The organism is Pseudomonas alkylphenolica, from assembly GCF_000746525.1.
GTDB lineage: Bacteria > Pseudomonadota > Gammaproteobacteria > Pseudomonadales > Pseudomonadaceae > Aquipseudomonas > Aquipseudomonas alkylphenolica.
This window is the reverse complement of the sequence record NZ_CP009048.1, coordinates 2,865,981-2,878,633: the sequence shown is the minus strand read 5'-3', so window position 1 is coordinate 2,878,633 and position 12,653 is coordinate 2,865,981. Positions and strand designations below refer to the sequence as shown.

The following is a 12,653-nucleotide window of genomic DNA, read 5'->3' as shown; positions in this document are numbered from 1 at the left end:
TCCATCGCACTAGCTTAGCCGTTGCCGGTGTAGTGCGGTGAATCAGCCCTGGCGCGTGCCTTTATATGGCCGCTGGCGCCTGTCGCCAGCGTACCAGGTTCAATGTTTGTGCTTATTTTTGTGCTTATGCTTGTGGCTGGACTTGTGGTTATCGTGATGGTCATCGTCATCCGCCATGCTATTGCCGATGGCGCTACCGGCCGCACCGCCCAGGCCGGCACCGATGGCGCCTCCGGTCGTGCCGCCGACGCTACGCCCCACCACCTGACCGCTGGCTGCGCCAAGGCCACCGCCAATGGCGGCTTCGGTTTTTTTGCCATCCTTCGCGCTCACTGCGCCACCTGCAGCACCACCGACGCCGGCACCGATGGCAGCACCGGTGCTACCGCCAACCGCCTGGCCGACCACACTGCCCAAAGCGCCACCCAGGCCTCCGCCCACGGCGGTATTGGTGGTTTCCCCGGCAAAGACCGCTGGTGCTACGGCAAGAGTAAGTGCAAATACAGCAACAATTTTTCGCATTTCGTTAATCTCAAAGGGTGTACAGCGTTAGAGTCTGTCAGATGCGAAAAGTGCGGACAACGCGCCTTCCAGGTTCATAGACGTAAATCAACACACCGGGCCGAAAGCTCGACCGCTTGTCGCGCTCGCTGTACTGCTATTTGCAGTTGCCAGCTTTACGATAGCCTGCCGCCTGAGCTTCAGATTCCGATGCGAACGACACCTGATTTTTTGCAGACACCTGCAGATAGCCAGGGCAGCCGCTCGGCAGATGATAAACATGACTTTTCTGGTTGCCGATGATCACACCGATGGCAGTAGACGCACTGGCCAGGGTCGGTTTTGGCGTGGGTTGAGCGGTGCGCACCGGGACCGCGCTGACGACGCCGTCACCAACAGGCTTGTATCCCGTGGTCCAGCTGCGTTGGCCGGTAACGAACGGGTTGGAGTGCCCCATGATTGTGGCAATACGGCGATCGCGCTCTTTCTCCCAGGCCGTTACCGGATGCTGTTTGTCCCATGCCATGAGCAACTGTTGTTGCTGACGGGACATGCTCAGCCTGTAGCGATCGAACATATAGAAGGTGGTGCGAGCAACCAGGCCCTTGACCTCGTCACGCGGCTCTGCGGTTTTTTGCTTGAAGTCGACCGTTGTCGTGCACTGACCGTATTGGCGAGCAATCCCCTGGTTCATGCCGTAGTTGAAATTGCTGCGATCGCCGTTCACTTCGCCTACCGACGGGTACAAGTTGAACAGATCAGCTTCCATGGCACGGAACACCGGATCTTCGTCAACGCAATGTTCCCGCCCACCGTTCTTCCAGCATTGGCGTTGGTGACCAAACGTCCAGGCCGGAACGATGTGTTCCCACTCGGTCCGCTCAGCGCGGGTTTGCTCCTTGCGCGTTTGATAGCCGCAGGATCCGGGATCAACGCGGCCACCTGATTTGCCTACCCATGTCCACTTGCAGCCACAGTAGAGCTCACCCATGGGGCTGTTGGCCTGGTCGAGATAGACCTTCTGCTTGGCGATGACCTTGGCTTCAGAAAATGTCGCAGGCGGTGAGGAGAGGGCGGAAGTGGCTACACAAAACATCAGTGCTACAGCAGACAACAGCTTTTTCATGAATCAAATCATCGGCTTAAGGATCGCACAGTATAACTGTCCTTACTCTTTCGCCTATGGGGTGGATATTCACTACGGCACACTCATAAGCAAAACGCCGACATTGTTGTCGGCGCTTTGCAAGTGGAGAGTAATTACGACCTACGCTTGAACAACCGCAATTTTGGCGCTCGCAGCGGCCTCACGGAACTCGGCAATCTGGTCGAAGCTCAGATAGCGGTAAACGTCGGCAGCCATGCTGTCGATGTTCTTCGCGTACTCCATGTACTCTTCGACGCTTGGCAGCTTGCCCAGGATCGAGGCAACCGCAGCCAGTTCGGCCGAGGCCAGGTACACGTTGGCACCATCACCCAGGCGGTTGGGGAAGTTACGGGTCGAGGTCGAGACCACCGTCGAGTTCGCCGCCACACGTGCCTGGTTCCCCATGCACAGCGAGCAGCCCGGCATTTCCATGCGTGCACCGGCCTTACCGTAGATGCCGTAGTAGCCTTCTTCGGTCAGTTGGTGCGCATCCATCTTGGTCGGTGGAGCCAGCCACAGACGGGTCGGCAGCGAACCTTTGACCTTTTCCAGCAGCTTGCCGGCAGCGCGGAAGTGACCGATGTTGGTCATGCACGAACCGATGAACACTTCGTCGATCTTCTCGCCCTGAACGGTCGACAGCAGACGGGCGTCGTCCGGGTCGTTCGGCGCACAGAGCACTGGCACTTTGACCTCATCCAGATCGATCTCGATGATCTCGGCGTATTCGGCATCGGCGTCGGCTTCCAGCAATACCGGATTGGCCAGCCAGGCTTCCATCGCCTGGGCACGGCGCTCCAGGGTGCGGGCATCGCCGTAGCCTTCGCTGATCATCCAGCGCAGCAGGGTGATGTTCGAGCGCAGGTATTCGGCAACGGCCTTCTCAGGCAGCTTGATGGTGCAGCCGGCAGCGGAGCGTTCAGCCGAGGCGTCGGACAGCTCAAAAGCTTGCTCGACGGTCAGTTCGTCGAGACCTTCGATTTCCAGGATGCGGCCGGAGAAGGCGTTGATCTTGCCTTTCTTCTCAACGGTCAGCAGGCCTTTCTGGATGGCGTAGTAAGGGATCGCGTGGACCAGGTCACGCAGGGTGATACCTGGTTGCAGTTTGCCCTTGAAGCGCACCAGTACCGACTCCGGCATGTCCAGCGGCATGACGCCGGTGGCAGCGGCGAAGGCGACCAGACCGGAACCGGCCGGGAAGGAGATGCCGATCGGGAAACGGGTGTGCGAGTCACCACCGGTACCGACGGTGTCCGGCAGCAGCATGCGGTTCAGCCAGCTGTGGATGATGCCGTCGCCAACCTTCAACGAAACGCCACCGCGGGTACGGATGAAGTCTGGCAGGGTGTGGTGGGTGTTTACATCCACAGGTTTGGGATAGGCCGCGGTGTGGCAGAACGACTGCATGACCAGGTCAGCGGAGAAGCCCAGGCACGCCAGGTCTTTCAGTTCGTCACGGGTCATCGGGCCAGTGGTGTCCTGGGAACCGACGGTGGTCATCTTTGGTTCGCAGTAGGTGCCAGGGCGAACGCCGGTCACGCCGCAAGCTTTACCGACCATTTTTTGCGCCAGGCTGTAGCCCTTGCCGGTGTCGGCGGGCTGCTCTGGCTTTTTGAACAGCTCGGACACCGGCAGGCCCAGCTCGGTACGGGCCTTGTCGGTCAGGCCACGGCCGACGATCAGCGGGATACGACCGCCAGCGCGGACTTCGTCGAGCAGCACCGGGGTCTTCAGTTCGAAGGTGGTGATGACCTCGTCGCTGCCGTGCTTGCAGACTTTGCCGGCGTGCGGGTACACGTCGATGACGTCGCCCATGCTCAGGTTCGACACGTCGAATTCGATCGGCAGGGCGCCGGCGTCTTCCATGGTGTTATAGAAGATCGGGGCGATCTTGTTACCGAAGCAGAAGCCGCCAGCGCGCTTGTTCGGCACAAACGGGATGTCGTCACCGAAGAACCACAGCACCGAGTTGGTGGCGGATTTACGCGAAGAACCGGTACCGACCACATCGCCGACGTAGGCCACCGGGAAGCCTTTGGCTTTGACTGCTTCGATCTGCTTGAGCGGACCAATGGCGCCTGGTTGCTCAAGATTGATGCCGTCACGGGCCATTTTCAGCATGGCCAGGGCGTGCAGCGGAATGTCAGGGCGCGACCAGGCGTCCGGGGCAGGGGACAGGTCGTCGGTGTTGGTTTCGCCTGGAACCTTGAACACGGTCAGGCTGTATTTTTCAGCGATGGCGGGCTTGTTGGTGAACCACTCGCCGGCGGCCCAGGACTCCAGCACGGCCTTGGCGTGCAGGTTACCGGCCTTGGCTTTCTCGGCGACGTCGTGGAAGGCGTCGAACATCAGCAAGGTGTGCTTGAGCTGTTCGGCGGCAACGGCAGCCAGCTCGGCGTCGTCCAGCAGTTCGACCAGGGTGGCGATGTTGTAGCCGCCCTGCATGGTGCCCAGCAGCTCTACCGCGCGTTTTTTGTCGATCAGCGGGGAAGTGGCTTCGCCCTTGGCGACAGCAGAGAGGAAACCGGCCTTGACGTAGGCGGCTTCGTCCACGCCTGGTGGAACGCGGTGGGTGATCAGGTCGACGAGAACTGCTTCTTCGCCAGCAGGAGGATTCTTCAGCAGCTCGACCAGGCCTGCGGTTTGTTCGGCATTCAGTGCGAGGGGCGGCAGGCCTTCCTCAGCACGCGCTTGTAAGTGGCGGGCATAAGCTTCGAGCACGGGCGATCTCCTATGTGTGGCGTACCGGAAAGAAAAAAAAGCAGGGGCATATTTTTGGTAATTGAGAGTGACCACTGACAAGACCACCAAAAACAGTCTGCTCCTGCTGAAGTCGATTTTGTTGACACATTGGCGATCAATGCGCGAAATCTAAAGGATAAGAGCCGGCAACACAATAGGATTGTCGACACATTGGCGTGGCTTATCCATTTGCGGTGGGGTCCGAAGGCTCTGCGTCGGGCCATATCAGACGCACCGCTTCCCCCGTTGATACGGTGGGCATGGCAGGTGCCAATCATCCAGGGTCTAGGTCTTGGGCCAGAGGTTTGCCAAGCGCGTAACCCGCGTGGTGTTTGGCCGCACAAGCAGCCGGCCATGATTTGCCTTAGTAGGATGTTTCTGTAGCTTTTTTAAGAACCATCCTATTTTTCTTTGCCCGGGAAGTGTCAACACTCGTTACCCATCGTGAGGCTTCCAGTTATGGCCTCTTCAAACTTGCCTTTGGCTACCCCAGCAAAGTTAACGTTTCATGGATGGAATCGAGATGTCGGTATTGCACCGCCGGAAGAGGTCATTTTCTTTTGCCTTACTGGGCTGCCTGGGGGGACTGAGTTCCGCCTTTGCTGCCTCCACGCCAACACCTGGTGATCAGGACCTGATTCGAGAGCGCCAGGACCGGCTGCTGGAGGAACAGCGGCGTCGACTCCAGGACCTCAAGGAGTTACCGGGCAAAGAGGCGGTGCCAGCTACACCCAGTGCCCCTGTAGACAGCCGCTGTTTTCCGATTAGGCAGGTCCTGATCAACGGCGCGGATCACCTGTCTGAGTCGGATCGAAAACAGCTGACGCAGCCTTATCAGGATCGATGCCTGGGCACCTCGCAGCTCAATGAATTACTCAAAGTCATCACCAACCGCTACATCGACAAAGGCTTGGTAACCAGTCGGGCCTACCTGCCGCAGCAAGATCTGTCTGGCGGGCAGTTGTCGGTGCTGGTGGTTGAGGGATACCTGGAAAACATTCGCACCACAGCCGGCAGTGGTTTGTCGGCGCGCGAGTTGGCCATGAGTTTTCCGGGCCGTGAAGGTGAGTTGCTGAGCCTGCGTGAAATCGAGCAGATGGTTGATCACCTCAACCGGTTGCCGTCCAACCAGGTGCAAATGGAGCTGACCCCCGGCAAAACCGCAGGTGGCAGTGACGTCGTGGTGAAAAACACGCCACAAAAACCCTGGCGTGCGTCCCTGTCGCGCAGCAACGATGGCCAGGACAGTACCGGCGAACAGCAATGGAGCACCTCACTTGAGTGGGACAGCCCATTAGGATTGGCCGATCAACTGATGTTGCGTGGTGGTCACGACGCTGTCAGCGATCATCAACGTACTTCCAGTAGCGTCTTTGCCAATTACAACCTGCCGTGGGGCTGGTGGAATTTCAATTACAGCTATAGCCAGAGCGACTATCGCTCACAGGCGCAGGCCAATGGTTACAACTTCAAGCAAACCGGAGACAGCCAGAACCATCAGTTGCGTGCCGAGCGGGTGATTCATCGCGATTCGATGAGCAAGACCTCAGTCAACGCCGGCCTGTCTTACCTGCGCACCAACAACTTCTTCGAAGACAGCAAACTCAAGCCAAGCAGCAACCGCATCAGCGAAGCGCAGCTGGGTATCAACCATGGCCGCCGCATTGGCAACGCGTTCGTCAACCTCGACCTTGGGATGCAGAATGGCATCGGCGCTTTCGATGCCCAGGGCGATCACGATCCAGCTCGCGGCGAACCCACCGCGCGCTACCGCAAGTACACCGCGACCCTGAGTTATTTGCAGCCCTTCAGCCTGTGGGGCGAGTCGCCCTCGACTTCGGTACGGCCGGTGGTGACCTGAACAATAGCGGTGGGATGATCACCACCGCTGGACCGCTGAGCATCAGCCACCTGCGTGATCTGAGTAACCAAGGCGGTGAAATCTCCAGCAGCCAAAGCTTCGCGCTGACCGGGCGCAACCTCGACAACCAGGCCGGCAAGCTGATCAGTAGCCAGCAGCTTACGCTCCACGGCGCCAGTGTGCTCAACCAGAACGGCCTGATTTCGGGCTGGAAAGGCCTTGCCGTCACTGCTGGCAGCCTGGACAACCGCAACAACGGCACACTCTCCAGTCGCAACGGCGGCCTGACGGTCGAGGTTGAAAACACCCTGCTCAATAGCGCTGCCGGTGCGCTGGTTAGCCAGCAGAACCTGACGGTGAAAGCTGCTTCCCTCGACAACAGCGCTGGCGGGATTCTCTCCAGTGCCGGTGAACAGGCTTTGACCGTAGCCGGCGAGTTGAATAACAGCCAAGGCGGTCAGATCGACAGCAGTACAACCCTGAGTGTTGAGGCGACGAGGCTCAACAATAACGGCGGCTCAATCAGTGCAACCCAGGCCCTGAATGTCAGCGGCACTACGCTCGACAATGCCACCGGCAGACTGATCGGTAATGCCGGCGTTACCTTGGCCTTGCTCGGTACGTTGACCAACACCCAAGGCAAACTGGCCAGCGCGGGGCCTTTGCGACTGAGCGCCACTCAGGTCGATAACCAGGGCGGTCAACTTGCCAGTCAGGGACTGCTGACCCTGCTTACGGGGGGCTTGGACAACCGCAATCGTGGCACGGTCGCGGCCAATGACCTGTTGACCCTGACCGCCACTGGCGTGGTGCAAAACGCTGCGGATGGCCTGATTTATAGCCAACACGGTGACCTGCGTGTGCGCGCTGCGAGCCTGAACAACAATCAGGGCACGCTGCAGAGTCAAGGTGCGCTCAAGCTTGATGTTGTCGGGGATATCGATAACCAGGAAGGCCGCCTCCTTGCGCAGGACGCTGAGCTCACTGTTTCCGCCATCAATCTCGATAACCGCGGCGGGGTGCTGACCAGCCTTTACGCGGCGCTGAGCGCCTCTCTCAGTGGTTGGTTGCAAAACGCCTCAGGCGGTATCACCCAAGGCGAGCGTCTGAATCTGACAGCCCTTGGGATAAACAATCAGAGCGGACGGATTGCGGCGCAGACAGGCGACGTAGTCATCAACAGCAGTAGCTTCGATAACCGCAGTGGCGGCCTGTACGCCGCACGCAAGATCGATGTCACGGGGAGTGACTTTGACAACAGTGCCGGGCAGATCGCCGGCCAACAGATTGACCTGAGCCTGGCCGGAGCGCTCAACAACCGCTCGGGCATCGTCGAAAGCGACAGCGTGCTCAATGTCGCCGCGAACAGCCTTAACAACCAGAGCGGGAAACTGCGTGCCCTCGGTACCAGTGGAATTTCCCGTTTCCAGATTGGTGGCGTGCTGGATAACCGCAACGGTAGCGTCGAAAGCGCCAATACAGATTTGAGTCTGCTCATGGGCGGCTTCTTGAACGCTGGCGGCACCGTGTTGCACGTCGGAACCGGCACCTTCGACATCGCCACCGCTCACGTCATGAATGCCGGTGGCAGCCTGGTCACCCGCGGTGGCCTGAACCTCACTGCCGACAGCTGGACCAACAGCAGTGTCATTCAAGCCGGGCGCTTGACCGTTGACGTCGCTCAATTCACCCAGACCGCCAGCGGCCAGTTACTGGCCGCCGAAAGCCTGACCGGCAGTGGTGTGAACTGGAACAACGACGGCTTGATCGCCAGCGACGGTAGCCTGAACGTCGGGTTGACCGGGCTGTACAGCGGCAACGGCCGACTGAGCAGTCGGGGCGATTTGAGCCTGTACACCGGGCAGTTGCAGCTGCCCGAGGTTGCGAGCATCGCCAGTGGTGGGGACAGCACGATTACGGTTGCTGGCCTGTTGACCAACTACGGACGACTGACCTCAACGTCCGACCTGACCCTGAACACCGGCAGCCTGAACAACTACGGCACGCTGGGCAGCGGGCAGGACCTGACGCTCACCAGCTCGGCATTGCTCAACGATCACGGGTTGATCTTCAGTGGCCGGGACATGGGCTTGCGGGTGGGCTCGCTGACCAACAGTTACGCCAGCATCTACAGCCTTGGCAATCTCGACATCGACCGCGACGGAGCGGGTGGCTGGGCCACGAGCATCATCAACAGCTCAGGCTTGATCCAGAGTGACGGCAGCATGAGCCTGGCCGCCAGTACTGTTGAGAACATCCGCGCGCTGCTGACCATCAGCAATGCAGGCATCTACACGGCCAGAATCAAGGAAATCCGGTGTATTGAAGGCGTTAACGCCGGCGACTGCAGCGGCAAGCGCAACCGTGTCTGGGAGATCGTGCAGCGCGACAAGCTGGAAGTGACCGCCGCCAGTGCCGCCTCCAGCATTACCGCAGGTGGCAACCTGGACATCAAAGGTGGCGACCTGTTGAACCACAGCAGCACCATCGCCAGCAGCGGCAACTTTACTGCCACGTTGAACAACCTGAGCAATACCGGTGTAGAGGCTTCCGATACCGAAACCGTAAGGGTGTTTCGCACCCAACGCGCCAGCAATGGCAGCGGCTGGACCAACGCCGCAAATAATTTCACCCAGCGCTATTGGTTTGAAAGCGATGGCTACGACGCCAGCAACCTCAGTGGCCTGGCAGCGGACATGAGCCGCTTTATCGGTAGCACCGAAGCCGAATTGCCGCAGTTCGGCCGCGTGACTCAGTTGAGCACTGGCGACCAGAGCTACGCCGCTATCATCCAGGCCGCCGGCAACGTCAACATCACCACCCAGAACAACTTCGATAGCAGTGTGGTTCGCGCAGGCTATGAGTACGTCGGCAGCGGCCCAAGTACCAATACCACTGCCCCCGATCGTGAGTTTTCGACCCGCGTTACCCTGAATCAACAGCTACCGCCGGAATTGGCGCAGCAGCAAGTCAACCCGCTGGCGTTGCCGGGATTTGAACTGCCCAGCGGCCAGAACGGCCTGTTTCGCCTCAGCGGGCAAGGCGCCAGTCAGGGAGACACCGGTCCGCAAAGCTGGAACCTGGGTGACGCAAGCGTGGGCAGTGCTCAGCGCCAACAAGAGGTGCCGGGTACTCAAGGCCGGGATACCGGCATAAAGAGTCCAGGCAGCCTGGGCATGGCAGGCCCTGTTAGCGTCGCCAAAGTCCAGGGCCTGCCGAGCAGCAGCGGGAAGTCCAGCCCGCACAAATACCTGATTGAAACCAACCCGGCACTCACTGACCTCAAGCAGTTCATGAGTTCGGATTACCTGCTGGGCAAACTCGGCTACAACCCCGATGACAGTGCCAAACGCCTGGGCGACGGCTTCTACGAGCAATACCTGATCCAGCAGGCCGTGGTTGCCCGTACCGGCCAGCGCTTTCTTGAAGGCCTGACCTCCGACGAGGCGATGTTCCGTTACCTGATGGACAACGCCATCGCCAGCAAGGACGCGCTGAACCTCTCGCTCGGGGTCGGCTTTTCGATGACGTATGCAAGGCGATGGGCTGGGAAGAAACCCAGGGCAACCTGCCGTGCGAGCACTGGCGTTGGGAGGACCTGACCCGGCGATACGAAATTGAGGCCATGGTCGAAAGCGTGCGCAGCGACTTGGCCAGGTTCGACGCCAACAAGCTTCATGGGCAGGCCGCCGCCTTGCTGTTCAAACCCATGAGTGATTGCGGCCGTCGTGAACTCGCGGACTACTTTACCGAGAGCGACTGGCAACGTTTCACACAACTCGCCCAAGCCATCGAGTACCAGTACCCCGAGCTCCCTGAGCGCCTTGGGCTGAAACCACTCGACAACTGGCGGGACTGGTTACCGCCGGAAAGCTACCGGGGGGTAAATGTTTTTCTGTGGTTGTCGTTGGCGGTTTGTTTCGCTGCCTACCTGTTTGGCGGCACCATGAAAAGGGACGGCATCTTCAACCCGAATGTCGCGCCGCTGCTGATGCTGGGCATGCTCTGGTTTGGCACCAAGGCCTACCAGTTCTGGTCCATGTTGGCGATGGCGGTGCGGTCACTGGATGTGCGCTTGAGCCAAAGGTTGCTCCCGCGCAGATGGTACCGGCAAGGCGCCGGGCTCTTGGTGCTGCGCCATGTTCTCCCCAGTGTGGTGCCAGCAGCCCTGGCTTTCTCGGCGTCCAGCCATGTGCCCTGGATGCGCTGGGCCAGCCCAGTGGTGGTGTTCTTTGGCACGTTGTATTTCACAAATGCAGCGCTGGTGGGCGGCAGGGTTCCAATATGGACCCGGGTATTGAACGTGATCAAGCGCCAGGCCGAGCGGCTGCCTTGGCACCTACTCAAGCGCGAAGGCATCATCGTTGTTGTGGCTTTACTGACGATGGGAATTTGGGTTTACACGCAGATGAAACCTGTGGCTTAGGCGTGGAATGATCAACCTGCTATCGACAGGGCACTCATGGCCTTCACCTAGAGAGTAGAAGATCCATCGCACCAGCTTAGTCCTTGCCGAGGCAGTGTGGCGAAGCAGGCCAGAGTGGCCTGCTTCGCCTTCACGCGCCCTTGATGGCCACTCCGGCTAGAGCATCTGCGTGTCGTTGACCTTCTGCACCGCGGCTTTTCGGGCAACGCGCCTTGCTTTCACTGGCTTGGGAGCCTTGGCCTTGGCTGCCTGAATCGCCACGGCCTGCAATTCCTCGTAGGAGTCCCTCAGGCACTGCGCGAGAAAATCCGGGTCGGGGACAACGTTTGGTGAGCTGGTCAACGAGATGAACATCTTTGCGCAGTAACTGGTGGGGTTCCAGATCAACGACAAGCCATCGACCAGCGGCCCAACGCCGCACCAGTACACGAGCTTTGCACCGAGCATGTACAGCGGCACATTGGGGCCCGGGACGTTGGTCACCATGCAATTGTGCAGCAGCACCGGGCCCTTGCCGCCCATGCCCATCAGCGTCGCCAGGCGACCGGCGAGACCCAGGGTGGCAGGGGGCGCAAATTTCTGCAGATTGGTCAGGTCGTTGGCACCGACCGCATTCTGGATCGCTTTGGATTGCGAGGTGGCGGCCTGCAGCGCTTGCAGGCGCTCAAGCGGATCGTCGATGTCGGTACGCAGCGGGAAGGTGAGCATCGACACAGTGTTGCCGGCGGCGACGGATTCATTGCCCTGGCGGGTGTTGACCGGTGCCAGGGTCACCAGCGACTTCTCCGGCAGTTCATCTTTTGCCATCAGGTAACGACGCATCGCCCCACCGACAATGGCCAGGACCGCATCGTTGACTGTTGCCCCGGGCACCAGGCTTTTGATCTGTTTCACCACGCCAAGATCAAGGGTGACCGAATCCCAGACCCGGCTGGACGTCACATTGCTGTTGAACCGTGTGCGCGGTGCGCCGCCTTCAGCGCTCAGTACCGAACTGGCCACTTTCCGCAGACTGGCAATGGCCAGCTTGGGCAACACGCGGGCCAGCGGCAGTGCCATGCGGGCAGAGGCCGAGATGTTGTCAGTGAACATGCGACTAACCGTGTCCAGCATGCCCCATCGCGGCGACACGCTGGTTGCCGCCGGCGGGTTATCGACCACCGCGACAGGTTTACCCTGCGCGCCGGCCAGATCGTGCAAGGCCCAGGTCAGCTCCGCGGCCGCGGCGCCGTCCATCGCCGCATGGTGCGATTTGGTCAGGATGGCGAAGCTACCCTTGGGGATGCCCTCGATGTTGTCGAGCCCCTCGATCACGTACATCTCCCAGGGCGCCCGGGAAAGATCGACCGAGCGGGCATGGATGCGTGACACCAGGATGCAGAACTGACGCCAGTCGCCTGGCTTGGGCAGGGCGAAATGGCGAACGTGGAAGTCGATGTCGAACAGGTCGTCCTCTACCCAGTAGGGATAACCGAGGCCAAAGGGCACCTGGATGATCTTGCGTTTGAACACGGGCGAGACGTCGAGACGATCCGAGATATGGTGGACGATCTCCCGAAAGCCGAGTCGTTGCCCCTCTACCGTGGACTGATCGTAGATGTAGATCATGGTGCAGTGCGACGCGGCATGGGGACGATCGACTTTGAGGAACAGGGCATCTTGCCCGCTGAGTTTGCTCATCGTTAACGCTCTCGCAAGGTTGTGGCGCAGTTGGGGGCAATCAATTGAGCTGAAAGACAGGCGCTTCGCGTTTCATCAATACGACCAAGGTCGATGACGGGCAGATTCATCGATCTGCCGTTGCATCGTCCCCCTGCAAAAGGGGGGGAGTGAGCGGTCGGCGCGGTCCTTATGCTGGGGGCTATCGGGGCGCACATGCCGCCCCCCGCCTGGGGAGGGGAGTTTGCGTGTGGAGTAAAGAGCAGTGCGTGAGTGAGGAAAGGACAAGGGCAGGGGATTCACGCAGCCCCTGGTGG

Annotated in this window: 6 protein-coding genes and 1 pseudogene; 3 read left to right on the top strand and 4 right to left on the bottom strand. The window is 59.9% G+C overall.

Features of this window, described 5'->3' with window-relative positions; genetic code table 11:
- Nucleotides 1-99: 99 nt before the first annotated feature.
- The 3 genes from PSAKL28_RS13090 to acnB all read right to left on the bottom strand — a co-directional run bounded on the left by PSAKL28_RS13090 (nt 100) and on the right by acnB (nt 4,369).
- Entirely contained in the window at nt 100-522 is a 423-nt protein-coding gene (locus tag PSAKL28_RS13090; protein WP_038610976.1) for a glycine zipper domain-containing protein, read from the bottom strand.
- Between the two features lie 136 nt (nt 523-658).
- Nucleotides 659-1,627: an endonuclease gene (locus tag PSAKL28_RS13085; RefSeq protein ID WP_038610973.1), complete on the bottom strand. Its 969-nt coding sequence runs from the start codon at nt 1,625-1,627 to the stop codon at nt 659-661.
- 141 nt (nt 1,628-1,768) lie between these two features.
- Nucleotides 1,769-4,369, bottom strand: a complete 2,601-nt coding sequence (gene acnB, locus PSAKL28_RS13080; protein ID WP_038610970.1) for a bifunctional aconitate hydratase 2/2-methylisocitrate dehydratase — start codon at nt 4,367-4,369, stop codon at nt 1,769-1,771.
- Between the two features lie 573 nt (nt 4,370-4,942).
- On the opposite strand from acnB, the pseudogene PSAKL28_RS13075 reads away from it, so the two are divergent.
- From PSAKL28_RS13075 to PSAKL28_RS13065, 3 genes and pseudogenes are all read left to right on the top strand, one after another.
- Nucleotides 4,943-6,230, top strand: a pseudogene (locus tag PSAKL28_RS13075) (ShlB/FhaC/HecB family hemolysin secretion/activation protein); the annotation flags it as partial.
- Nucleotides 6,206-9,853 carry a beta strand repeat-containing protein gene (locus tag PSAKL28_RS13070; protein WP_257011894.1) on the top strand — a complete coding sequence of 1,216 codons (3,648 nt, stop codon included), beginning with the start codon at nt 6,206-6,208 and terminating at the stop codon, nt 9,851-9,853. The pseudogene PSAKL28_RS13075 and the gene PSAKL28_RS13070, both read left to right, overlap by 25 nt.
- Nucleotides 9,793-10,677: a hypothetical protein gene (locus PSAKL28_RS13065; RefSeq protein ID WP_051939357.1), complete on the top strand. Its 885-nt coding sequence runs from the start codon at nt 9,793-9,795 to the stop codon at nt 10,675-10,677. Before PSAKL28_RS13070 ends, PSAKL28_RS13065 begins: the two co-directional genes overlap by 61 nt.
- A 156-nt stretch (nt 10,678-10,833) precedes the next feature.
- Here PSAKL28_RS13065 and PSAKL28_RS13060 read toward each other — a convergent pair whose 3' ends face one another.
- Nucleotides 10,834-12,357: a wax ester/triacylglycerol synthase family O-acyltransferase gene (locus PSAKL28_RS13060; RefSeq protein WP_038610967.1), complete on the bottom strand. Its 1,524-nt coding sequence runs from the start codon at nt 12,355-12,357 to the stop codon at nt 10,834-10,836.
- Nucleotides 12,358-12,653: the final 296 nt, after the last annotated feature.